This window comes from uncultured Paraglaciecola sp., assembly GCF_963977085.1.
In the GTDB taxonomy this organism is placed as follows: Bacteria; Pseudomonadota; Gammaproteobacteria; order Enterobacterales; family Alteromonadaceae; genus Paraglaciecola.
This window is the reverse complement of the sequence record NZ_CAXBNC010000011.1, coordinates 79395-104989: the sequence shown is the minus strand read 5'-3', so window position 1 is coordinate 104989 and position 25595 is coordinate 79395. Positions and strand designations below refer to the sequence as shown.

Here is a 25595-nt window from a genome sequence, read left to right as displayed (position 1 = left end):
AAATATAAATGGATTCAACATGAAAAAAACGCCAATCTCCTTAGCTTTGCTTTTAGCAATATCACTTTCCGCCTGTGTAGATGACGGCGAGGATGGTGTTCAAGGCGTTGATGGAACGGATGGAATTTCAGGAACTGATGGCGTAGATGGTGTAAGTACTTTTGTTACTCGTACAGATGTCATTACATCAAATGCGAATATTGCTTATGCTGCCTATGCGGACTCGCTCATCTCAGCACAAACTATGCGTGATGTGTTTGCCACTTTTGTTGCAGATCCTTCTGAAGCTAACTTTAGCAACGCTAAACAAGCTTGGTTAGCTGCCCGTGAACCTTATGGACAAACCGAAGTTTATCGGTTTAGAGAAGGTCCAATTGATACTTTGTTAGCCGATGGCACTATGGGTGAAGACGGTGAAGGTCCAGAAGGTCGTATTAACGCATGGCCTTTAGGTGAGGCTATTATTGATTATGTCGCTGTAGTAGTAGACGGTGATTCTGGCCCAGAAAGCGCAGCAAATGCGTTAAGTGGTAATGTGATTGCTAATACTGCTGACTACCCCGTTATCAACGCTGAAACCATTCAAAACGTATTTGAATTTGGCGAAGACGAACGAAATGTTACTACTGGCTATCATGCCGTTGAATTTTTATTATGGGGACAAGATCTAAATGAAGACTCAAGTGGATCAGGTACCAGAGACTCCAGTGGCGGACAACGTCCAGTTACCGATTATTCGATAACTGCCGGCACATGTACATCGGGTGATGTGGCTGTCACCGACGATATCTGTACTAGACGTGGACAGTATTTATTAGCGGCAGCCGATGTATTAATTGCTGACCTAACAACTGTAGTTGAAGCATGGGAACCAAATGCTGGGGTACATTACACCTCCTTTGTTACTGGCGGCAATGAGTCTCTAGCAAAAATTATGGAAGGTATGGGTCGTTTAAGCTACGGCGAATTAGCCGGAGAACGTATCAATATCGCCCTGAAAACTGATTCACAAGAAGATGAACATTCTTGTTTCAGTGATAACACCCATAGAGATATTTTCTTAAATGCCAAAGGTGTTCAAAATTCTTTTAACGCCAGCTATACACGTATCGATGGTGAACAAATTGAAGGGGCTTCTATCTACGATTTAATGGTGGTGGAAGGAGAACACGAATTAGCCAATAGTTTACGTGCTTCACTAGAGGCCACTATGGCTGCTGCCGCAGTAATAGATACTAAAGCTAAAACAGGTACCCCTTTTGATGTGCTCATTCAACAAGGTATTAACCAACCTAATGTAGTAGCAGTCATTGATGCATTAGTTGATCAAACAGATTACATCGAACAAGCCATCGTAGCTTTAGGTATTACCGCCAATGATTTACGCCAAGATACTGAAGAAGATATTGGTGGTTAGTCCGATATAGCAGGTAAATTTTTTACTGGGGCGAATACGCCCCTTTGTCGTTTTTAAAAAAGAGTGATAAATATTTGAAAAGTGTAATGACCACTACTATTTATAAGCCACTGCAACCTCTAATGATTGCAGTGGCTTTCGCATTTCTTGCGTCCTGCGGCGGTGGTGGCACTGATGCACCAGATATACCACCTGTAGTGGTTTCACCCACCCCAGATCCAGAACCTGTTGTTGATCACAGTGGTTTAACACCGCTTGCAGCCAATACTATTGATGAGGCTGAATACTTATCTGGGGGGGATGCCACACTATTTGTATCTGATGAAGATGCGTTCAGCACCCGGCCAGATCCCATAAGTGACGATTTCACGTTAGATGGCAACTTCACTTCGGGTGACCATATTTTTAGAACACCACACGATGGCGCTGGCCCGATACTCAATACTAGTAACTGCCAAGGCTGCCATCTAAATGATGGACGTGGCGTGCTACCAACTGATAAAAACGAACCTTTCACCAGCATGTTAGTGAAAATTGGCGATGGTTCAGGTGCCCCAGATCCTATTTATGGCGAGCAACTACAAACCTTTGCGCAGCAAAGCTTTAGCACCTCAGATTTCACATCAGGATGGCCAACATACAATGGTTCACTAAATGGTGATGTATTAGTAGGCGAGGCCTACACCTATATTGAATTTGAAGAAATAACTGGTAATTACCCAGATGGCAGTACTTACAGTTTGCGTAATCCTATTTATAAAACCAAAGATCTCAGTTTTGGTGACTTCAATCAGGATATACGCTTTTCTCCAAGAGTGGCACCTCAAGTGTTTGGTGTAGGATTATTAGAAGCCATTCCTGAAACCTATATTCTGGCACTAAGTGATGAAAACGACGCTGACAACGATGGTATTTCAGGCCGAGCATCAATGGTCACCGACTTATCAAGAAATGAAACACGCCTAGGCCGCTTTGCCTATAAAGCTCAAAATCCAACTGTGCTGCAACAAGGCGCTGCTGCCTACAATGGCGATATCGGCATTACTAGCAGCATCTTTCCTAATGAACCTTGTACTGATGCACAAACCGCATGTTTACATATAGCCGAGCAGGAAAGTCAAACGGGTGCTCAATACGACATCACTGATTTAGAATTAGCACAAGTTGAATTTTATAATCGCGTTTTAGGAGTCCCTGCCAGACGAGGCTTTGACAGCGTCACTGCTCAGTGGGATAGCGAAATAGTAGCAGGGCGGCAACAGTTTTTTGAAATTGGCTGTATCGGCTGCCATACCCCAAGGCATGTCACAGCAGAAGCCGAAGGTAGCGTGCTCGGTGAAATATCTTTTGGTGGCTTACAAGAAAACGCCGTGCCAATCGATATGTTATCAAATCAAACCATTTTCCCTTACACCGATTTGTTACTGCACGATATGGGGGGCATTTGTGAGGTTACCCGCGAAACAGCAGATGAACAAAGCTGCACTAATGGTGAAGAATGTATGTATGTGCAGCGCTGCGAAGGATTAGCCGATGGCTTAACTCAAGGCATGGCCTCTGGCACAGAATGGAAAACCCCGGCTTTATGGGGAATAGGCCTAGTACAAACCGTTAATGAAAAAGCCACGTTTTTGCACGATGGTCGAGCACGTACTATTGAAGAAGCTGTGTTATGGCATGGCGGCGAAGCACAAAACAGTCTAACGGCATTTAAAGAACTTACCAGTGAGCAACGTTTGCAAGTTCTGGCCTTTATTGAATCACTTTAATGACAAAAAATAGGTTCTGGGGCATCCTTTTGATTGCCTGTTTAAGCAATTGTAACAAAGTGTCAGTGCCCAATTTTGAGCATGCTGAACACCTGCCTGCAGGCGGCATGACCGGTAAAGGATTATCAGATCGCAGTTTTGTACAAGTGGGAAAAAATGTAAACCGTAAAGAGGAGTTGATCTTTTGGACTGGGTTTTCATTATTTCGAGACCCTTGGGTTATTGCCCCAAGTTCCACTGAAGATCGTGATGGTTTAGGCCCTTTATTTAATACCCGTTCTTGTATCAGCTGCCATTCATCTGGTGGTAAAGGCCCTGCACCAAAAGAAGGTATATCTAAACCGTCGGCCTTAGTTATTCGCTTTGGTTCTGATGAATTGAGTAGTTTTAGTGATCCTGTCTACGGTGCGCAATTACAGCCTCGTGCCATAGCAGTGACTCATAGCAGCATTCAACCTGAATTATTAGGTGAAGCTCAATTAGATTTACGTTATCAACAGCTATCAGGCAAATATGCTGATGGTACAACCTATACATTGCACCAACCTAACTATCAATTAACCGACTTAGCCTATGGTGATTTGGATAAACGTACAAAACTTTCACCGCGCTTTTCTCCGGTAATTTATGGATTGGGATTATTAGATGCCATCAGCGAACAAGATCTCATAGACCAAGAAGATATTAATGATAATAACCAAGATGGGATCTCGGCTAAATATAATCGCGTGCCTATTACGCCTTCAAACCACAATACAGCTGCATTTCATGGTTCAGTTTCAAAGGCTATAGGCATCGGCCGATTTGGCCACAAAGCCAAACAACCCAGTTTACACCAGCAAGTGGCTGCCGCATTTAGGGATGATATTGGTATCACTAATTCTTCTTTTGTATCTGAGCCATGCAGTATTGTACAGCTAAACTGCCATGCAGCAGCGTCGCTTGGCGGCCATCAATCAGTGGAAATCCCGGATAAGTTATTGGACTTAGTGACTCGATTTAATCAATTGATTGCTGTACCACCTGCAAGAAATTTGAACTCAGTGAAAGTGCAACAAGGTCGTAATTTATTCTATAAGTTAGGTTGCGAGTCCTGTCATACAGCAAGTTACACCACAGATCCAGCATATCCTCACCCGAACCTTGCCAATCAACTCATTTGGCCATACACCGATCTAGCCTTGCATGATATGGGTGAAGGTTTAGCTGATGGCGTCAACGAATTTGATGCAAAGGGTCAAGAATGGCGAACGCCGCCGTTATGGGGAATAGGTGCCAGAAAAAACATCCGCAGTGAAAACCTATTTTTACATGATGGCAGAGCCAAAACAGTGGCCGAAGCTATTTTATGGCATGGTGGTGAAGCCCACACCAGTCAACAATCATTTATCCAATTAGACCAAGCACAACGAAACGCACTTTTAGCGTTTTTAGATGCCATTTAGGAGTTGTTATGAATCACCCTTTACAATACTTGCAGTCATTTACAAAACTCGGCTTAGCTGTTTCTTTGAGTTTAACTCTGGTGGCATGTGGTGGTGGCGGCGGTGGCGATACCGCAACGACACCTGTGGTAACAGATCCTGTGGTTGATCCAACTCCCACACCAGTAGAAGATCTCAATACTGAGTTTGCTGTGTATCTAACTGATTTAACGGATAATCTTATCATTCCAGCCTATGCAAATTTTGCAAACAAAACACAACTATTGCAAACCCAAAGTTATTCCTTTTGTGAAGCAAACACCCCCTCGAACACCGATTTACAAAGTTTTAAGCAGAGTTGGTTAGAAGCGGTGCAAGCATGGCAAAACATTCAATGGCTTAACTTAGGCCCAGTTCTGGATGAAACTCGCTCTCTACGCATCCAATTTTGGGAACCGGGTACCGATGCCGTCAAAAATGGTGTGGAAGCCTTGTTATTAAGGCAAGGTGAGACCATAGATGTGGATCTATTATCAGGTGTGAATGTGGGTGCCCAAGGTATTCCCGCACTAGAATATTTACTTTATCCCACCAATAGTAGTGATTCACTCATCAATGCATCAAACAAAGCGAAACGTTGTGAAGTCGCCACTGCTATTGCTGACAATTTATTCAACATGTCCAGTGAAATTCACAGTCAGTGGCAAACTTCATATCGCGAGACGTTAATCACGGGGATAAACGAGTTTACCTCTGTGCAAGATGCTGTAGAAGAACTTGTGACCCTTTGGCTTGAACATATCAATATTGTGAAAGACGATAAAATTCTCGCCGGCTTTGGCGATACATCACCGGGTGTCGCACAAAATGCTGAACATTATTTAAGTGATGCATCCCTATCCAGTATTGCAGTCAACACTGCGACATTTTTAAGTATATATACAGCAGGCGACGGACAAGGTTTTGATGATATTTTAAGTACTACATTAAGCCAACAAACCATCGCGACTCAAGTGAACACAGATATCACCGCAGCCATTAATCGCATAGAAGCTATTAGCCAAACATTTAACACCTTCTCAGCCACCATTGCTAATGATGACGGCCGCGCTCAACTTACCACCTTGGTAGATGAACTTAATACTATCCGCGATAGTTTAACCATTGAGTTTATTCAGGCCTTAGATATCAGTACTGGCTTTAACGCAACAGACGGTGATTAACATCCCTAAAGCCTACAATAAGTTAAAACATTCAAAGGAATATTTTTAAGTGAACCATAAGAAAATCCTGATCAGTCATACCAAACTAACAGTGATAGCCTGCTGTCTAAGTGCAATTTTTTGGCAGCCTTATTTGCTTGCTCAACAGGGGCAAACCACCACAGCCAAACAAGAAACCAAACTATCGGATATTATCCAGATTTTTGGTAATAAACATGCACTGGAAACCGCTACAGGATCGGGCTTTGTGTTAAACGAAGCCGCATTAGAACAATTTGAATTTGATGATATCCATCGGGTCTTACAAAGTGTGCCAGGCGTGTATATCCGCGAAGAAGACGGTTATGGCTTACGACCCAATATTGGTTTACGGGGTGCCACCAGCGAACGCAGTAGCAAAATTGCATTGATGGAAGATGGTGTATTAATTGCACCAGCGCCCTACTCTGCCCCAGCGGCGTATTATTTTCCCAATGTTTCTCGTATGACCCACCTAGAAGTATTCAAAGGTCCATCAGCGATTACCTTTGGACCGAATACCGTGGGTGGTGCTATCAATATGCTATCGCGCCCAGTCAATGCAGAAGACAGCGGTGAATTGGACTTGGCAATTGGCCAGCAAAATTACGGTAAAGCCCATGCTCACTATTCAAAAAACATTGATAATCTAGGCTTGATGCTTGAGGGTGTTCATTTACGAGCCGATGGCTTTAAATCTTTGGCTAATGATGACAATACCGGTTTTGTTAAAAACGAAATATTGGCCAAAGCTCACTACCAGTTTGCTGACGATCCTTACAATCAGCAACTTCAGATCAAAGTGGGATATTCCGAAGAAGTCTCCCATGAAACTTATTTAGGTCTAACCGATAGCGACTTTGCCGATGACCCCTACCAACGTTATGCCGCCAGTCAAAATGACAAATTTGATTGGGAACATTTACAAATGCAGGCCTCTCATTATATTGAGTTAAACCCTGATTTGACTGTATTAACTCAAGTGTACCGCCGTGACTTCAATCGTGATTGGGATAGACTCAATGGATTCGATTCTAACCGCAGCATTGATAGTATATTGGCATCACCTGAAACAGGGCTTAATGCGCGTTTTATGCAAGTACTTAAAGGAGAAGCCGACTCACTGACCTCAGATGAAACATTAATATTTACACTAAATGATCGGACATTTTATTCCCAAGGTATTCAGTCAAAAGCCACATGGGACAGCAAGTTAGGTAACGCTGATATGACTGTGGATGCAGGTCTGCGAATTCATCAAGACCAAGTAGAAAGACTGCATCGAGCTCGGTATTTCAATATGCTCAGCGGTCAATTAGTGCTTGCCGGTCAAACTGATGAAATTGCCACCAGCAACAAAGACACTACCACTGCCATCGCTGCTTTCGTCAATTCGAAAATTCAATTTGGCAATCTCCACACCTCATTTGGAATACGTCTAGAAAATATCGAGGGTGAATCCAATGATTATGTTGCTCAAAGCCTGCAAACAAACAGCGACACTGTGGTATTACCCGGTGCCGGCGCTTTTTATCAAATTACACCAGCCCTAGGTATTTTAGTGGGTGTGAACAAAGGTTTTGTACCTAACAGTCCCGGTGAAGAAAGTGATATTGAACCGGAAGAAAGCTGGAATTATGAGCTTGGGTTAAGAGCCAGTGTGGCGCAATGGCAAATTGAAGCCATCGGCTTTTTCAACGATTACAGTAATTTAAAAGGCAGTTGTACTTTCTCTAGTGGTTGTGATGTTGAGCTTGATGTGGAATTTAATGGTGGCGAAGTGGATATTTATGGCGCGGAGTTGAGTGCCAATGGGCAATTTGAATTAGCCAATGGCTTAGTGATGCCCATAAAAATTGCCTACACCCATACCCAATCGGAATTTCAAACTTCATTTAATTCGACATTCTCACAATGGGGTAATGTGACTGTAGGTGACGAGTTACCCTATTTACCTGAAAATCAGTTTAACTTACAAGTGGGTTTAGCCGGTGAAAATTGGCAACTAGACTTAGCTTACAAATATGTGGCTGAAATGTCAGAAGCATCTGGCACCGGAGTTGAGTTAAGCGGTGCCATGACCTCAGATATCAGTCAGATTGATCTAGCGGCATGGTACCAAATAAACGATTCGTTAAGGCTATATAGCAAATTGGATAACCTAACCGACGAAGCCAACATAGTATCTCGCAGACCGTTTGGGGCGCGTCCCGGTAAACCGCGGCAGTTTATGCTTGGTGCAAAGTACAACTTTTAACAAGTTAATATATTAATGGCTATTAACCGTAGGCAATTTATTTTAGGAGCAAGCCAAGCAGCATTAGCCGCTTGGCTTTTACCAGCCTGCACCACTCAAAAATCACCTCAATGGTTAGTCAGCACTTGTAATGATCAACAAGGCAAAAACATGGCTGCGGCGATCAACAGTCAAGGCAAAATTGTTAGCACAGTCAATCTACCCGCTCGCGGCCATGACTCTTTAGCAATGCCCCACAAACCTGGACATGCTTTAGTATTTGCACGACGCCCCGATCGTTTTGCTGTGGAAATCGATTTTATTAATGGCGAAATAGTCAGTCATATTCATAGTCAATCCGATAGCCATTTTTACGGCCATGGTGTTTTTTCAAAAGATCACCAGTACCTTTTCACCACTGAAAACTTATACGACAAAAAACGTGGCTTAATTGTGGTACGGGATGCCAAAACCTACCAAGTATTAGAGCGTTTTGATTCAGGTGGAGTGGGCCCACATGAATTAATGTTAATGCCAGATGGCAAAACCTTGGTGATTGCCAACGGTGGTATTGAAACCCATCCTAATCGGCCTAGAGAAAAACTTAATTTAGCCGAAATGCAGCCCAACTTGGCCTATTTAGACATTGCATCAGGTAAAGTTCTCTCTCGCTACGCGCCACCCGATAACCAATTAAGTATCAGGCATCTTACGGTTCGAGCAGACGGCGCGGTGTTTGCAGGAGCCCAGTACCAAGGAAGCAAGTCGAATATTCAGCCCTTAGTTTTTGCCCATCAAGGTGAAGACAGCTTACAAGCTTTCAGTGCCTCACGGTCTGACCTGTACAAAATGCAACAATACACAGCAAGCTTATTAGTCAAAGATGACTTACTTTGTGTCAGTTGCCCTAGAGGCTCACATCTGAGCTTTTGGGACACACAAAACCGCAATTTTATTGGCCAACAAACCTTTAGCGATGTATCAGGGCTAGCCCACTCAAATGGTAAAATGTTAGCGTCTAGCGGCAAAGGATTACTTAAAACGTTGCACCGCACTCAACCCATATCGGGCACTGCGAATATTAATTCGTTGGCATTAAAATTTGATAATCATATGACCATGATTAACGTCGCATAAAAATCACTCAGGCTGAAACACTCTTATATTAAAGTCCGTTGTGAACTGCTCTAAGTTAGCCACTAATTTTTGTTTCTTCTCTTGAGTGGCTGACCAATAATAAGGTGTCATCATCAACAGGTTTTCTCGCTGCTGCGGCTCGGTGAGCTGCATCACAAAACTTAAGTTTAGCTGCTCAATTTGCACAAATCCTTGGGGAGTGACATTTTCCATTTTGTGTTCCGCAGGTTTGTCATACAGGGCTTGCTTAAATTCAAAAAGATGATTGGCCGCCGGATTGACTGTTATCCAAATTCCGTTAGATTTTAATACCCGAAGAATTTCAAGCTCGCTGCTAGGAGCAAATATTTGTAACACCGCATCTTGGCTATGGTTTGCTAAAGGCAATTGATAAGTGCTGGCAACAGAAAAATGGTTTTTAGGGTACTTTTTAGCGGCTTTTTGCACCGCAAACTTAGAAATATCCAAACCACTAAACTCAATGTGAACATCTGCTTGTTGGCAAGACTGGCTAACTTGGTCCATGTAATACCCTTCACCACAGCCCGCATCAAAAAAGCTCAGCTGTGTTTGGTCTTTAAGCGTCTCAAGGTGTTGTGTAAAGATTGTAGAAATGGCATCGGCTAAAGGCTGGTAAAAACCTTGCTCTAAAAACGCCCTACGACCATTGACCATCTGTTTGTTATCACCTGGCTGTTTGCTGTTTTTATGTTGGGCCAATAATAAATTAACGTAACCTTCCTTTGCCACATCGTAACTATGGCCATTATCACAAGCCCATACCTTGTTATTGAGCAACAGCATATTTGAGCAAGAGGGGCATTTCCACAAAGACATAAACTATTAATAAACCTTGTTCGGGCGGTACTATTTGAAGAGTGTAAATTGTAACATCATCATAGACTTGTTTACCGCTTTGTTATTAACTGGGCTGTGATTTTCATTAATTCGTAATAAATAAAATTGTTTGGCCTAGCACTCCCATCCATAAGGAACCCATAAATGCGCGCACTTTTTCTAATCTGTTTATTGCTAATAACCCAACCCGCTTTAGCCTTAGCAGGCTATTACCGTTATCCTGCTTTACATAACGACACTTTAGTATTCACAGCCGAAGGTGATTTGTGGAAAATCAAGTTAGGCGACAAATACGCGCAGCGCTTGACCAGCCATCCAACGGAAGAAAAACAGGCGAGTATTTCACCTGATGGTAATTGGGTAGCCTTTGTCGCTAACTACTCTGGCACACCAGAAGTACATGTTATACCTATTCAAGGAGGCATAGCCAAACGTGTCACTTTTGAAAACGTTGCGGTGAAAGTGCAGGGCTGGAGCGCTGATTCAAAAATTTTATATAGTTATAATGGCAGAGTTGGCCCTGCTGGAAATTGGACCCTCAAACAAGTTGATCCTACTAACCTAAGCACCACAACTCTGCCCTTGGCTGATGCGGTGCAAGGCAGTATTTCTGGGGATAACAGCACCTTATATTTTGCTCAATTTGGCTTACAAATTTCCTCAGATAACGCCCGTGCCTACCAAGGTGGCGCCAAAGGAGAGTTGTGGAAATACACGCTAGGGTCGAATCAAGAAGCAACACGACTTACCAGTAAACACAAAGGTTCGGCTAGTACCCCCATGATAGCGGGCGAGCGCTTATATTTTATTAGTAACCAAAGTGGTAGCGATAATATTTGGTCGATGAAGTTAAATGGTCGAGATCAGCAACAACATACACAATACCAAGATTGGGAGGTCAGAAATGCGCGCCTCAATAAGGATAAAATTGTGTATCAACTCGGTGCCGATATTCAAATTTTTGATATCCCAAGTGAACAAAGTACTGTTGTGGATATCGCACTGACATCAGATTTTCCGCAGTTAAGAGAGCATTGGGTTAATACCCCATTGAAGCACCTCACTTCAGCCAAACAAGCTGGTGATTCCAAAAAAGTAGTGTTAACCGCCAGAGGACGAGTAGCAATTGCGGCAACGGATGGCTCACGATTAGTTGAAATTGCAACACCGAAAGACTCCCGAACCCGCAAAGCACTTTTAAGTCACGACAAAAAGTCGGTGTATGCTCTTAACGACAGCAGCGGTGAAATGGAAATTTGGCAATACCCTGCTGATGGCTCACAAGGCAGTGAGCAGTTAACCTTTGATGGCAATGTATTTCGTTGGGATCTTTACTTATCGCCAGATGGGAAGTCTATCGCTCATGATGATAAAAATGGTGACTTATGGCTGTTAGATCTGGCCACTAAAAAGAATCAAAAGATACTGACAAATAATGTAGGTTTTTCTCCCATTGATTCTTTGGTTTGGTCAAACAACAGTCAACTTATCGCTATCACTTATGCCGCGGTGAATTCTGAACGTAGCCAAATCATGCTGATTGACACCTCAAATAATCAACACCAGACACTTACCAGTGAGAAGTATGCTTCATTTTCACCGACATTTTCTAACGATACAAATTGGTTGTATTTTTTATCTGACCGGCATTTTGACAGTTTCCCTAGTTCACCTTGGGGAGACAGAAACATGGGTGCAAGTTTTGATCGAAGAACACAAATTTTTGCCATTGCCTTAAAAGCAGAGGCTAAATTTCCATTCGAACAACCCACTGAACTTGATGGGTTAGATGATTTAAAAGAAGCTGAGGACATAAAGGATGAAAACGATAACAGCGATGACAAAATAGTAGCTGATAGGTCAGAAGCAAAAAACACTGAAGAGGCACCTAAAACGGCAGTCGATTGGGAAAACATTGCAGCAAGGTTGTGGCAAGTCCCTGTTGCATCAGGAAACTATTCAAAGATGTTGGCGAATAAAAAGTTTCTCTATGTACTGGATAAAATCACCGAACCTAACAGCCAAGCAGAATTAAAATCCATAAAAGTAGAACCCAAAAGCAAACCCACCACTTTTTTAGGCTCGGTACAGTCGTTTAGTTTATCTGACGATGGTAAAACGCTATTTTTGCAAAAAACCGGCAGCAAAAAAGAAATGTATTTAGTCGCAGCCGGCGCAAAATTTCCAAGCACGGCTAAAGACACAAAAGTGAATACCTCCGACTGGAAGTTACTGGTCAACCCTCAACAAGAATGGCTGCAGATATTCCATGATGCTTGGTTAATGCACCGTGATTCATTGTTCGATAAAAACATGCGTGGGTTAGATTGGACTGCTATCAAACAAAAATATCAGCCATTGTTATCTCGTTTGACCGATCGCCATGAATTAAACGATATATTCAAACAAATGATGGGCGAATTAAACACCTTACATTCTCAAGTGCGTGGTGGTGATTTGCCAGTGGATAACGACACCGCCAAAGCGGCGACTTTAGGTGCAGAATATTCTCAAGATAAACAAGGTGTAAAAATTACTCATATATACAGCAATGATCCTGAACTTATCAGTCGACTTTCACCACTTTCCAAACCAGGTGTAAACGCTCAAGTAGGCGACATCATTAATGCGATTAATGGGCAAACAATACACACAATTCCAGACATTGCTAAAGCACTTCAAAATCAAGCTGGCAAACAAGTGTTACTGAATATCACTAGGGAAAACGAGCAACTAAGTACTGTTGTCACACCCAGTTCAACGCGGCACGATTATTACAATCGATATTTCGATTGGGTGACCCAAAACCAACAAAAAGTGCATAAAGCTGATGCTGAGCTAGGCTATTTACATTTACGCGCTATGGGCTCAGGTGACGTCGCCACTTTTGCCAGAGAATTCTATGCGCAATACAAAAAACAAGGTCTGATTATTGATGTTAGACGCAATAATGGTGGGAATGTCGATAGTTGGATATTAGAAAAGTTACTCAAAAGAGCTTGGTCATTTTGGCAAGTGGGTGACAGTGAGGCTTCTACAAACATGCAGCAAACCTTCAGAGGGCATCTAGTGGTGCTTGCAGATCAATACACTTATTCTGACGGAGAAACCTTTACAGCAGGCATTAAAGCGCTAAAACTCGGTACAGTGATAGGCAAACAAACCGCAGGTGCTGGGGTTTGGTTAACTGGTCGCAACAGACAAACAGACGGCGGCATGGCACGCGTAGCCGAACTGCCGGTGTACGCAATGGATGGTCGTTGGATCACCGAAGGCAGAGGCATTGCACCTGATGTGGAAGTTGACAACTTACCCCACACTACTTTTAAAGGTGAAGATGCTCAATTACAGGCGGCCATTAAATTGCTGCAGAAAAAAATTAACAAAGATCCCGTTAAACCTTTGAAAGGAAAATCCTTTCCTCAGGTCAATGTTCCGGCTGATGATATAATCGATTAGCGCTCAGCTGAGTGTAAAATGAAGGTTAATTAAAAGGAAAAGTGTCATGTTTAAACGAGTCTCGGTTCTGTTTTTGATTTTGTTTTGCACCCAGAGTTTTGCCAATCAGTGCAGAAATGACCAAGTGAAACTTCAAGTTTTGGGCTCAGGAGGCCCAGAACTTGACGATGGACGTAACTCTAGCGGTTATTTAATTTGGTATAAAAATAAAGCTCGAGTACTCATAGATGCCGGTGCGGGCTCTAGTGTTGAATATGGCCGCAGTGGCGCTGATTTTGCGGACTTACAAGGCATACTGCTGACTCATTTACATGTAGATCATAGCGCAGATTTAGCGGCCTTTATTAAAGGTAGTTACTTTACTTCAAGAAACACCAACCTTTCGCTATATGGTCCAGCAGCAAACGATCTGATGCCTGCTACTAGCGACTATCTGCAGAGACTTATGGGTGACAAGGGCGCTTTTGCGTACTTAAATGATTATGTTAATAAACGCGATGAGGCTGACTACAAAATAATTGCAACCGATGTCCCCCTCATTAAAGGGCAAACATTTGACTACTCACTTTCAAAAGACATCACAGCTAAAGCCACATTTGTGCACCATGGTCCAGTGGCCGCTGTTGCTTGGCGAGTTGAATTAGCGGGTTGTAGTATTGTGTTTTCTGGTGATATGAATAATCAATTTGATGTGCTTAGCGCGTTCGCAAATAATGCCGATATATTAGTCGCTAATAATGCCGTGCCAGATAATGCTACTGGTGCAGCCGTTAACTTACATATGCCTCCCTCAGCAATTGCCCTTATAGCCAAAAATGCACAGGTTAAACAACTAGTGTTGTCGCATTTTATGAAACGTACTTTAGCGATTCAAAATGAAACTCTAGGTATTATACGGGCAAAATATAGGGGGCCAATTCATCTTGCTAGGGATGGGCTGGTTATTGATTTGTAGGCTGTCATTTGCCTGATTGTTGCGCAATTAATCTATCAGTAACGGCCTTTAACCCTTTGCCTTTGTTATTGATTTTCCATGCCAAAAAGGATTCTGCGCCATTTTTTTGTTGAATGGGTAAGGGTAAAAGTGCCCCGTTATCAAGATAATCTTGGATCCTATGTTTAGGTAAATTACCAATACCAATACCGGCTAATATTGCCTGTATTTTCTGATCCATGTTTTGCACATAAAACATCTGACCATCACTACTTAACCCTTCACTACGAGTAATGCCACTAAAAGAGGTATCGTGAATAACAATGCGCCTAAGCTGTGCCATTAAGTTGTCGGTGTTTGGTGTGTCTTGCAAACGGTTAACTAAAGGGTGTTTTGCTGCAATTACAGGCACTAATTCGCCGCGAGTTATAACAACCGATCTGTAACCTTTTAGAGCTGGTACCGGGCCAGGAGAGCCGACCAACAAGTCTACCCTGCCCTGCTCTAACGCTTCCCACCCACCATTTAATACACACTCAGAAACATCAAATTCCACTGTTGGAAATTCCAGTAAAAAATCATTTATAACTTGAAAAAAGTCAGGATAAGACTGCAACGATTCTATGCCTATGCTGATACGCGGCTCCCAGCCTGTTGCCACCTCTTTGGCCTTGTCTGCCAGCCTGCGAGTGGTCTGTAAAATTTCTCTGCCTTCGGCTAAGATCAAACGCCCAGCAGGTGTTAACACTGAACGACGACCTAAACGCTGAAATAACGAAATATCCAACTGTTCTTCTAGTTTTTGCACTGCGTAGGAAACCGCAGAGGTTGCTTTGTTCAACTCTTCAGCCGCTTTTGCAAAACTGCCACGTCGCTCAATGGCGTCAAGGGTTTCCAGTACTTCTATGCTAATTGGATTTCTGGCCATAATGTCAACGCTCAATTGTTCTAATTATTAGAACATATTAAACACATATCTCCCCTTATTCCAAATTTTCAACTCAGTAGACTAGGGTCATCAGTTACTTAAGTACTTATTTGGAAAAACAAAATGAAAACCTTTATCACTAAATTAACCACCACAAACTTGGGGCTAGATACCTTACCTATTCGTTTAGGTGCAGGTGTGGTATTTACCGCTCACGGCGCTCAAAAGCTATTTGGCTGGTTTGGCGGTTATGGGTTAGAAGGCACGGCCGGTTGGATGGAATCTATTGGCCTTGCTCCTGGCGCTTTAATGGCAGCCTTAGCGGGAAGCGCGGAATTTTTTGGTGGTCTGTTATTAATTGCAGGTTTATTAGTACGGCCCACTGCAGTTGTTTTAGCCCTGACTATGTTAGTGGCCATCATCACTGTGCATTTGCAAAACGGCCTATTCATGTCCAATGGTGGCTACGAATTTGGTTTGGCTTTGTTAGTTATCAGTATGGGTTTAGCTGTTCGAGGTGCGGGAAGCCTTAGTTTAGACAAGTTAATTCAAAACAAATTAACTAATCAATAATCGACACTTATTAGGAGAATACAATGAGCATTTTACATATAGACAGCAGCGCCCGTTTAACAGGCTCTAATACCCGCATTATTGGGCAATATCTTGTTAACGCGTTAAACACTAAAGTGGTACATCGTGATTTAGCGGTTAACCCTTTACCAGCAATCAGTGCGCAAGATCTAATGGGCGTACATGGTTCTTCAGATGAGAAACGTGACAGCTTAAACACCCATTTGGCGGTATCGGAACAATTGATACAAGAACTGCGAGATGCCGACACCTTAGTAATTGGCGCGCCTATGTATAACTTTGGTATTGCGGCCTCCTTAAAACATTGGATTGATGCTATTTGTCGAGCTGGCGTGAGTTTTAAATACACCGAGCAGGGGCCTGTTGGGTTATTAAATATTAAACGGGTATTTATTATTACTGGCACTGGCGGTACACCTGTAGGCAGCAATATGGACTTTGCCAGCGGTTATTTAGCACATATCTTTGGATTTTTAGGTGTTAAAGATATATTTCACATCGATGCCAGTGGATCCAAAGGTACCCCGGAAGTGATCATTGAGTCGGGTAAAAAACAAGTTGATTCTCTCTTGTCCGATACTCAACTCAGCGAAGATTTAGTGGTTGCATAATGGGTTTGTTACAACAAGGAAAATGGGTCGATAAATGGTACGACACAAAAAAAAGTGACGGCGAATTTCGCCGTCAAGACAGTCGCTTTAGAAGTTGCATAACCGCAAATGGAGAAGCCGGCCCCAATGGTGAATCTGGTTTTAAAGCCGAAAAAGACCGCTATCATTTATATGTTTCTTTGGCTTGCCCATGGGCCCACAGAACCTTGATTTTCCGAGCGTTAAAAGGCTTGCAAGATTACATCGATGTCACAGTTGTCAACCCCATAATGTTAGAAAATGGCTGGGAGATGAGCGACCCCCTCTATGGATTTGAATTTGCCTACCAACTGTATCTAAAGGCAGATTCAAGCTATGAAGGGAGAGTCACAGTACCCATTCTCTGGGATAAACACAGCCAAACTATTGTCAGCAATGAGTCATCAGAAATTATTCGCATGTTTAATTCTGCCTTTAATCATTTAACCGGTAATCACTGTGATTATTATCCACTACACTTGCGTACCCAGATAGATGAGGTGAACGCGCGAGTTTACGACACCATTAACAATGGTGTGTATCTCTCAGGTTTTGCCACCAGCCAACAAGCCTATGAAAAGGCCTATAAGGCGTTATTTGCATCACTGGATTGGGTAGAAACTATCTTAACTAAACAAAGGTATCTGACAGGTGAACAAATGACCGAAGCAGACTGGCGTTTATTTACGACTTTAATTAGATTTGATGCGGTGTACTTTGGTCACTTTAAAGTCAATCGCCAACAAATTGCCGACTACCCCGCATTGAGTAATTACGTGCGTGAGTTGTTTCAAGTAGAGGGAATTGCCGAAACCGTGAATTTTGAACATATCAAAACCCACTATTATGGGAGTCATAAGACAATTAATCCCACGGGAATTATTCCACTTGGACCTGAGCAGGATTTTACCCAAGCCCATAATCGCAAACACACGTAAAACATTCACCTTTGGGTTGGAAGGGGTAATCAAAGTTTCTCACTTTGAGAGGCTCAATTTGAGAGGCTCACTTTGAGAGGCTCACTTTGAGAGACTCAATTAATACTTAGCCATTGCGCGTTGGTTTCGCGCAGTGGCTCTGAAGCCAAAATTAAAATCAACCTACTCAGAAACCGTAACAAAACTGGTTCCCCACATATTACATATTTCCTGAAGCCCATTGGCAACTCTTTCCGTTTTAGCCCCCGTTAAAGTTACGCAGTATTTAAAACCATCACTCTTGACGTTAACAAAGTTGGGCAAAGCACTTAAACGAGATAAAAATATCTTTTGGTCTTCCTTACATTTAAAAGTGGGAATAATCATTTCAATTAGCATTTTTGAACCTATACCACAGCAAAACTTTGTTGATGGGTTGTATCTTATTCAAGTATTGATTACCCAATTAATAGCCGAGATACACTCACAATTGGCTATTTAAATACAAGGTATGACTGGCTGAGCTAGAGCGAATTTTTCAGTAAAAATATCACCCACACAGAAGAAATAAAAAATAGGTATAAAGAAGTTGCTTTATTCCTATCTCTGAGACAAATCTGCAATACGTCAGTTCATTAGCATGCATTACCCCACCCCCTTTGTATTTACTTAGTTGGATCCACTATAAATCCGCCATATATGAACATTCCTTCATCTAGAGGTTGCTCTATAAATACATGACTAAAACCTCGAGTGCGAGGCACTCTTGGACTGGGGCGAATACCCTGTTGTTCGCTAAGCTGACTTAGGACTGCTCCCAAATTAACGATATCTTGGTTTACCTGTGATACAAATTCGTTCATGTAGATAGTTATGAACTTACCCGCTTGTTTTCCAGCTGACTGCCTATTTAAAAAACTCATGGTTGAAACAACTTTGTGAACAATACGCCTTTGGGATAAGTAGGGCAGCACCACACTTGCGATTGTTTCTGCGCTGGGGATATCCGAGCTAATATGATATTTACGACAAGGATTTGGGGCATTGCCCAAATACTGCGCGTAAAATGAATTAGTGGGGCACCAATATGTGCCGTCGTTTGGATAGAATTTAATCTCTTCAGCCATTTCTTACTCCTTTAAACTTTTCATTGACTCATTAGAATGCAGAGAATATCTGACAAATCCATCTACATTCAGCGCAGTGATGTAGGTAACGCTACTCCCTAAATTTGCCCTCAAAGCGGTCACCACAACACACAAAAAATTCCGAAGAACATAGTGAGAAATACAAGAGCTATAAAGGAAACTGATTTGAGTTTTACCTGATCGAGGCATCACACACCGTCCGTGGTTATTTGAGTGATTTAAAGCTTAGAACATAACAGCTGCTTTGCTACTTTTTTCAGTGGGTGCTTTTTTAGTTGTCACTGCTAGCTCCGTTAAACGCGCTCTGCTAAGGTTACTTTAATTGATTAAAAGTGCCCTGTCATATATCTGAATAGCCTGTAACCTTAAGTGTCGAAAACGGCGAGGCCCAACACTTATCGCGCGTTCGCCTGATACCAATCGCGTGATTAAAAAAATGTACCATCAAATATGGGGCGTAAAGGTTCGCAAAATACTGGCACTAGAACCCCTGAACCAAATCAAAGTAATTGCCGGTAAAAACTAAAAAATTGCGGTAAAAAGAAACCAAGGTCGAAGCGACATCAATTATAAGCTTTAACAAGAGTACAAAAAAACAACAAAAATAGACATATTTGTGGCAAAGGGTAAAGTAAGCTTAGTCAGTTGTTGTACCCAAAACACACTATGCCCCTATTAAAGGAATAATCATGACCCAAGTGCGAATTAGACTCATCTCCCCCATCACAACCATTATTGTACTGTTAACTAGTGTTCTTTTAAGCCGAACACTCATGGCGCAAACCAAAGTACTGCATATCGGTACTTTACTGGCTGAACCTGGTAAAGCGGTAACCAAAGAGCAAACTTTAGTACTTAAAGACGACATGATTACCCATATTATTGATGGTTATCAACCCGCTAATACCTATGGTGAAGATGCCGAACTCATCGACCTTAAAAATCGTTTTGTGATGCCAGGTTTAATGGATATGCATGTACATCTACAGTTTGAACTGGGGCCTAAGAACGACAGTGACAGTTTAAAAATGTCGGATCAGTTAATGGCCATGCGCTCAATTATGTACGCTATGCGCACCTTGGAGGCCGGCTTTACCACAGTACGAGACGCGGGCTCATCTGCACAAGAAATGTACGCTCTGCGAGATGCAATCAATAGTGGCTGGATTGACGGGCCAAGGATTGTGGCAGCAGGTGGTGTAGGTATTACAGGTGGGCATGCCGATGTGAGTGGAATGAATCCTGATCTAATGGAGTTTTATACTGGCTCAAATATTTGTGACGGCCCCTATGATTGTCGCCGAGCAACCCGCGACGCCATTAAGTACGGTGCAGATTTAATTAAAATCACCTCTACCGGCGGTGTGCTAAGCGACCGTGCAACAGGCACAGGCCAACAAATGGAAATGGATGAACTCAAAGAAGTGGTACTTGCCGCTAAACGTATGGGCCGCAAAGTCGCCAGCCACGCCCATCAAGAAGACGGCATTATTGCCGCACTTGAAGCAGGAGTAGACAGCATTGAACATGGCAGTTATGCCGGAAAAGACTCGATTAAATTATTTAAAAAAACCGGCGCGTATTTAGTGCCCACCTTATTGGCTGGTCATACCGTTTTAGAAATGGCAGAAAACTCGGATTTTATGAGCCCAGCCATTAAAGAAAAAGCCCGCAAAGTCGGTAAAGAAATGCAAGGCAATATAGAGCGAGCCTACCAAGCGGGTGTAAAAATTGCTTTTGGCACTGACAGCGGCGTATCCGCCCACGGTGGCAACGCATATGAAGCCGTACTCATGGCCAAAGCCGGCATGAGTAATATGGATATACTAAAGTCCGCCACCGTTAGTGGCGCAGATTTATTAGACATGAGTGACAAAATCGGCACCCTAGTCGTTGGCAAACAAGCCGATATTATCGCTACCGATAGTTCACCACTGGACGATATTGAACAATTACTCGATATAGATTTTGTAATGAAAGACGGCAAAGTATTTGTGAATAAGTAACGCTCTTTAACACTCTTACTAATGTTCGTTTTTACCCCATTACAGCCCAAGCCCCTTTTAATGAGGGGCAAAATTTGGCTACCCCCAAAAGTAATCAAGCAAAAATCTAAAGGGTTATGCTCACTGACTGGTTAATTTGGGCGAAAAATAAAGATGATTATATTTAACGTTACACTGACCCCAATTATTAACACTGACCCCAATTATTATTATTTGTTGTAGACAGTCTACTCATTTTTACCATAAATCCAGTCCAGCCCTTGAATCAAGGTTGTTGGGAAGGCTGTAGCATGTCTTGCCCCGTCAATGACACTGAACTTGAGAATTGTATTTTCACCTGATTGAGCCGTAATTTTCTCTGCCAACTTTTTAGCACCAGTAACCATATCTTCTCCTTCACCAAACTCAGGTTGCTCTAAGCTACCAACGGATAAATACACTTTAATCGGAAAATTAGACTTCCTGATATTTATGGCTAATACGTCATAGTTGTTAAACCACACTGACGGACTACCAAGTATATAACTGCTGAACATATCTGACTGCTTAAACAGTATGTAAGCACCAAACAAACCTCCGAGTGAGTTGCCTACAAAAGTGCGCTCCGTTGAACTCACTCTGTAGTTAGCTTCTAAGTGGGGAAAGACGACTTCTCGAATAAATTTAGCATGTCCTTCAGCATTGCCAGTTTGTAGCTTCCAGCTAGCGGCTTTACTCGGCGTGTAATCTCTTATACGACTAGATGCACCTTTGGATCCCTTTGAATAAGACACGCCGACAATAATCGCCTCTTTCATTGCGCCACTATTCATGGGAAATCGAGTAGCGCCAGACGCAATTTGAAAACTATACAAGGCATCCATTAAATAAATGACTGGATATTTTTTAACTTTATTCGATTCGTATGAACGAGGTGTTTTTATAAATAATGAATAAACCCTTTCTGTTGAGGGTTCAGTTAATTCCACAGTTTTACTTCGTGGTATTTCAAAACCTTCATTAGCGAACCCCAATGAGCAATACAACAGAAAAATAAAGAATACTAAATACTTCAATGAAACTTCCTTTGGGAATAACTGGGGTCAGAATAACTGGGGTCAGCAGAATAACTGGGGTCAGCGTAAAATTAAATATGAACTACACTTAACCATTTCCAATATCGTCGGCTTTTCTATGGCTAGACTAAACCGAGTATCACCGATAGGTGTTGCGCAACATGTTATACAACGCGGTAATAATCGACAGATTTGTTTTGCCAACGACCAAGATAGGGCTGCCTATATAGGTTGGTTAAAAGAATACTCCAAAAAATATGAGGTCGATATCCATGCGTGGGTGCTAATGACTAACCATGTCCATTTACTGTGCACACCAAGAGCCAGTAATGCTATCAGCAAAATGATGCAAGCATTAGGTCGGCAATATGTGCGATATTTTAACTATGCCTATAAACGCACAGGCTCACTATGGGAAGGACGCTTTAAATCCTGTTTAGTGCAGCAAGATGATTATCTATTACAAGTCAGTCGCTATATTGAATTGAACCCTGTTCGCGCTGGGATAGTAAACGACCCAGCCCAATATAGTTGGTCAAGTTTTCAGATAAACGCACTGGGTAAAATATCAGAACTTAGCACACACCATATGTTGTACCAAGCATTGGGCAAAAACGCCAAAGATCGCCAAGCCGCTTATCGCGCATTATTCCCACAGCACTTAGAGGACAAATTATTGGAAGATATTCGTTTAGCCATAAATAAGGGGATGGCAATTGGAAATCAACGGTTTAAGGCTCAAATTGAAGAACTAACTGGTAGAAGGATGACGCCAAAAAAGGTGGGCAGACGAATTGGATGGCGAAAAAATAAGGATGATTAAATTTAACTTTACACTGACCCCCATTAATGACCCCCATTAATGTCACTGACCCCAATAATGTCACATATTTTGACTGGGACGGCAGAATCCAACAGGGTATAAAAAAGCCATCAACTAAGGATGGCTATATTACCTATTAAAAACACTCAAAGGATTTACAAAAGGGAGTTCCCCAGCCTAAACCCTAGTCCCACCATCCAATTCCAACGTCCTACCTGTAAAATACTCATTTTCAAAAATGAACTTCGCGGCGTGAGCCAGTTCTTCCACATCGGCTAAGCGCTGAGCGGGAATACTTTTGATAAACATTTCACGCATTTCTGGGCGCATTTGTGCCGCCATAGCAGTCTCTACTAGCCCAGGGGCGATACAGCCAGTGCGAATCCCAAAACGGGCGAGTTCTTTACTCCAAGATACTGTCATGGTGGCGACTGCCGCTTTAGAGGCAGAGTAGTTGGTTTGGCCGGCATTGCCTGCCCGAGAAACAGATGAGATGTTCACAATTACACCTTTGCTTTTGGTCTCAACCATTTGCACAGCAGCTTCGCGACTACACAAAAAAGTGCCTGTCACGTTGACATCTAATACGGATTGAAACTGTTCTAAGGGCATTTTGCTGACGATCTTACCTTCTTTGACCTTTAGCAACATGCCATCACGCATAATGCCTGCGCTGTTGATTAAACCGTTAATTTGTCCAAAATCTGCGACCACTTTTGCAAAGGTGTCTTCCACTTGTTTTTCGTCGGTGACATTCAGCGCGTAGCCATTCGCTTTTACGCCTAACTTTTCGATGTCGTTAGCTGCGGCTTCTACTGCGTCAGCCTGCATGTCTAAAAGGGCGATATGTGCGCCTTGTTTAGCAAATTCTTCAGCCATGGCTTTGCCCAAACCTTGGGCTGCACCTGTGATGACAATCACTTGGTTTTGTAAATTCATTTCGACTTCTCTTGCTTGGAAAATAAGTTAAAAATACTGGAAAAGTCCAGTTGACCGTTGCCTTGCTGACTATGAATACTGTATAAACTTTGTGCCAAGGCCCCCATAGGAGTAGCAGACTGGCTTTTTAATCCCGTATCCATTGCTAGCCCTAAGTCTTTCTTCATTAAATCCACCATAAATCCCCCTTGGTAGTCATGTGAAGAAGGTGCATTTGGCATCACATCTGGGCAAGGGTTATACAATTCTAAGGTCCAGTTTCTACCCGAACTTTGCAACATAATATCTGACATCACTTTAGGATCTAGGCCATTATCAATGGCCATTTGTAAGGCTTCTGAGGTACCCAACATCAAAACTGATAACAACATATTGTTGCATATTTTCGCCACTTGACCGGCTCCGTGGTCACCTGCATGAAAGATATTTTTGCCCATAGCCTGCAAAATAGGTAATGCCCTTACGTAGTCCTGCTGGTCTCCCCCCACAATAAAGGTCAGCGTACCTGCTGTTGCTCCACCTACCCCACCTGATACGGGCGCATCAATAAAATGGATGTTTTTTTGTGCTAATTGACTGGCCACCATCTTTGAAGTAGCGGCGTCAATGGTGCTTGAGTCAATCACCAATGCCCCTGCTTTAAGATGTTTTATGAGCCCCTTTTCACCCACATAAAGTGACTCAACGTGTTTGCCTGCCGGTAACATGGAGATCACGACATCCGCCTCCTGTACAACATTTTCTGCAGACTTTGCCTGTGTAGCCCCTGCTTGTTCTAAGTTGTCCATAGCAGTTTGCACTAGGTCAAACACACTGACTGAAAAGCCGGCCTTTAACAAGTTGTGCGCCATAGGTGCGCCCATATTGCCTAAACCGATAAAGGCTACTTTAGGTAGTTGATTTTCCATGTTATTCCCCCTAACTTGCGCTTAAGTGTGCTAAAGGATGAGCGCCATGTGACCAAATTTCTGCAAAAAAACAATCAACAGTGGCTTGTGGAACTTGCTCTACAGATTGATAACGCCAGTTGGCCTGATTATCTTTATCAATCATTAAGGCTCTAACTCCTTCTTGAAATTCACCAAATTCACCACATTGGCAAGACATACCTAACTCCATCTGAAAGCACTCTGCCAAAGTCATATCTTTGCCTCTTCGCAGTTGTTCAAATACCAGATGGGCTGTAATAGGTGATCCAGCTCGTAACGTATTTTGTGCTTTGTTTAACCATTTATTATCCTCAGCATTGGCTGACAATATGTATTCAACCGCTTTTGCCACATTAGTTTGCTCAGCCAAATGAGTTAACCAGTCCTGATTTTCCTGGAGATGACCTTGGGGTAATTGACCAATATGTAAGGAGTGAAAATCATCACAAATACTGGATAAGGTTTGCTGCAATAACTCCTCTTGCCAATTGGCGCTAAGTAGTCTGGCAAATAGGCTGACTTTTGCATCATGTGGAATAAAGTAGTCAGCCAAATGACTATACAACGCATCGCTGGCATTGATGCTTGCCCCCGTTAACCCCAAAAACAACCCGTTACCCTCTGGCATTTGATTTAAGAAATAGCTGCCGCCTACATCTGGGTACAATCCGATACTGATTTCAGGCATAGCAATACGCGACGTTTCAGTGACTATGCGGTGACTGCCACCACTCATCAAACCTAGTCCGCCCCCCATTATGATGCCGTTACCCCACACTAATACAGGTTTGGCAAAAGTGTGAATTAGATAATCGAGTTGGTATTCTTCGGTGAAAAATTCCTGCAAGGCTAATTGATTCGTTACATCCGAGTTATTGTTGCCGGTTTGCGAGGCTTGCATCGACTTATACATAGACACAATATCGCCACCGGCACAAAATGCGCGGTCACCACTGCCGTCTAAAAATACCATGGCAATTTGGGGATCTTGTTGCCATTTTTCTAATTGCGACGTCAGCAGTCTGATCATGGGCAAGTTTAAGGCATTGAGTGCGGCAGGCTTATTCAAGGTTGCATGGCCAATTTTAAAACCACACTCTGTGATTAATTCATCAAAAACAACCACGGCATTTTCATTAGACATACTATTCC

At 42.6% G+C, this 25595-nt stretch carries 21 protein-coding genes; 13 read left to right on the top strand and 8 right to left on the bottom strand.

Translation table 11 applies throughout. From position 1 onward, the window contains the following. Positions 1-19 precede the first annotated feature (19 nt). The 6 genes from AAC000_RS13885 (at position 20) to AAC000_RS13860 (ending at position 9224) form a co-directional block, all read left to right on the top strand. Positions 20-1417 carry an imelysin family protein gene (locus AAC000_RS13885; RefSeq protein ID WP_339723390.1) on the top strand — a complete coding sequence of 466 codons (1398 nt, stop codon included), beginning with the start codon at positions 20-22 and terminating at the stop codon, positions 1415-1417. Positions 1418-1503: 86 nt separating this feature from the next. Beyond that, positions 1504-3186, top strand: coding sequence for a di-heme oxidoredictase family protein (locus AAC000_RS13880; protein WP_339723389.1), 1683 nt, complete (start codon positions 1504-1506; stop codon positions 3184-3186). Between the two features lie 59 nt (positions 3187-3245). Further along, a complete protein-coding gene (locus AAC000_RS13875; protein ID WP_339723388.1) occupies positions 3246-4631 on the top strand; it encodes a di-heme oxidoredictase family protein in 1386 nt (461 codons plus the stop codon). Between the two features lie 8 nt (positions 4632-4639). Beyond that, positions 4640-5833, top strand: coding sequence for an imelysin family protein (locus AAC000_RS13870; RefSeq protein ID WP_339723387.1), 1194 nt, complete (start codon positions 4640-4642; stop codon positions 5831-5833). A gap of 49 nt (positions 5834-5882) precedes the next feature. After that, a complete protein-coding gene (locus AAC000_RS13865) occupies positions 5883-8108 on the top strand; it encodes a TonB-dependent receptor (RefSeq protein ID WP_339723386.1) in 2226 nt (741 codons plus the stop codon). Positions 8109-8123: 15 nt separating this feature from the next. Next, positions 8124-9224: a DUF1513 domain-containing protein gene (locus AAC000_RS13860; RefSeq protein WP_339723385.1), complete on the top strand. Its 1101-nt coding sequence runs from the start codon at positions 8124-8126 to the stop codon at positions 9222-9224. A 3-nt stretch (positions 9225-9227) separates the two neighbouring features. Here the strand turns inward: AAC000_RS13860 and rlmA are convergent, their stop codons facing one another. Beyond that, positions 9228-10061: a 23S rRNA (guanine(745)-N(1))-methyltransferase gene (gene rlmA / locus AAC000_RS13855; RefSeq protein ID WP_339723384.1), complete on the bottom strand. Its 834-nt coding sequence runs from the start codon at positions 10059-10061 to the stop codon at positions 9228-9230. A 165-nt stretch (positions 10062-10226) separates the two neighbouring features. Here rlmA and AAC000_RS13850 point away from each other — a divergent pair, with 165 nt between their 5' ends. Further along, positions 10227-13541 carry a S41 family peptidase gene (locus tag AAC000_RS13850; protein WP_339723383.1) on the top strand — a complete coding sequence of 1105 codons (3315 nt, stop codon included), beginning with the start codon at positions 10227-10229 and terminating at the stop codon, positions 13539-13541. A 46-nt stretch (positions 13542-13587) separates the two neighbouring features. Beyond that, on the top strand, positions 13588-14496 hold the full coding sequence (locus AAC000_RS13845) for an MBL fold metallo-hydrolase (RefSeq protein ID WP_339723382.1): 909 nt from the start codon (positions 13588-13590) through the stop codon (positions 14494-14496). Positions 14497-14500: 4 nt separating this feature from the next. Here AAC000_RS13845 and AAC000_RS13840 read toward each other — a convergent pair whose 3' ends face one another. Next, positions 14501-15403 (bottom strand): LysR family transcriptional regulator, encoded by a 903-nt coding sequence (locus AAC000_RS13840; RefSeq protein ID WP_339723381.1) that lies wholly within the window; start codon positions 15401-15403, stop codon positions 14501-14503. Positions 15404-15526: 123 nt separating this feature from the next. On the opposite strand from AAC000_RS13840, the gene AAC000_RS13835 reads away from it, so the two are divergent. The 3 genes from AAC000_RS13835 to AAC000_RS13825 are packed head-to-tail and all read left to right on the top strand — an operon-like array spanning position 15527 to position 17564. Continuing rightward, the gene (locus tag AAC000_RS13835) at positions 15527-15976 is read left to right on the top strand and encodes a DoxX family protein (protein ID WP_339723380.1); all 450 of its coding nucleotides are present in this window, start codon (positions 15527-15529) and stop codon (positions 15974-15976) included. A gap of 23 nt (positions 15977-15999) precedes the next feature. Then, the gene (locus tag AAC000_RS13830) at positions 16000-16608 is read left to right on the top strand and encodes an NAD(P)H-dependent oxidoreductase (RefSeq protein ID WP_339723379.1); all 609 of its coding nucleotides are present in this window, start codon (positions 16000-16002) and stop codon (positions 16606-16608) included. Continuing rightward, positions 16608-17564, top strand: a complete 957-nt coding sequence (locus tag AAC000_RS13825; protein WP_339723378.1) for a glutathione S-transferase family protein — start codon at positions 16608-16610, stop codon at positions 17562-17564. The genes AAC000_RS13830 and AAC000_RS13825 overlap by 1 nt, the downstream gene beginning before the upstream one ends. Before the next feature lie 162 nt (positions 17565-17726). Here the strand turns inward: AAC000_RS13825 and AAC000_RS13820 are convergent, their stop codons facing one another. Both AAC000_RS13820 and AAC000_RS13815 read right to left on the bottom strand, forming a co-directional pair. After that, complete coding sequence (locus tag AAC000_RS13820; RefSeq protein ID WP_339723377.1) at positions 17727-17942, bottom strand: hypothetical protein; 216 nt, start codon at positions 17940-17942, stop codon at positions 17727-17729. 266 nt (positions 17943-18208) lie between these two features. Beyond that, positions 18209-18670: a hypothetical protein gene (locus tag AAC000_RS13815; RefSeq protein WP_339723376.1), complete on the bottom strand. Its 462-nt coding sequence runs from the start codon at positions 18668-18670 to the stop codon at positions 18209-18211. Between the two features lie 710 nt (positions 18671-19380). Here AAC000_RS13815 and AAC000_RS13810 point away from each other — a divergent pair. After that, entirely contained in the window at positions 19381-20697 is a 1317-nt protein-coding gene (locus AAC000_RS13810; RefSeq protein ID WP_339723375.1) for an amidohydrolase family protein, read from the top strand. Between the two features lie 227 nt (positions 20698-20924). Here AAC000_RS13810 and AAC000_RS13805 read toward each other — a convergent pair whose 3' ends face one another. Continuing rightward, the gene (locus AAC000_RS13805) at positions 20925-21752 is read right to left on the bottom strand and encodes an alpha/beta hydrolase-fold protein (protein WP_339723374.1); all 828 of its coding nucleotides are present in this window, start codon (positions 21750-21752) and stop codon (positions 20925-20927) included. 118 nt (positions 21753-21870) lie between these two features. On the opposite strand from AAC000_RS13805, the gene AAC000_RS13800 reads away from it, so the two are divergent. Then, a complete protein-coding gene (locus AAC000_RS13800) occupies positions 21871-22575 on the top strand; it encodes a transposase (protein ID WP_339723373.1) in 705 nt (234 codons plus the stop codon). Positions 22576-22752: 177 nt separating this feature from the next. Here AAC000_RS13800 and AAC000_RS13795 read toward each other — a convergent pair whose 3' ends face one another. Genes AAC000_RS13795 through AAC000_RS13785 form a run of 3 tightly spaced genes read right to left on the bottom strand, consistent with a single transcriptional unit; the run spans position 22753 to position 25587 of the window. After that, on the bottom strand, positions 22753-23514 hold the full coding sequence (locus AAC000_RS13795) for an SDR family oxidoreductase (protein ID WP_339723372.1): 762 nt from the start codon (positions 23512-23514) through the stop codon (positions 22753-22755). Next, entirely contained in the window at positions 23511-24422 is a 912-nt protein-coding gene (gene mmsB / locus AAC000_RS13790; RefSeq protein ID WP_339723371.1) for a 3-hydroxyisobutyrate dehydrogenase, read from the bottom strand. Before mmsB ends, AAC000_RS13795 begins: the two co-directional genes overlap by 4 nt. Before the next feature lie 10 nt (positions 24423-24432). Then, positions 24433-25587, bottom strand: a complete 1155-nt coding sequence (locus AAC000_RS13785; protein WP_339723370.1) for an enoyl-CoA hydratase/isomerase family protein — start codon at positions 25585-25587, stop codon at positions 24433-24435. Positions 25588-25595 lie beyond the last annotated feature (8 nt).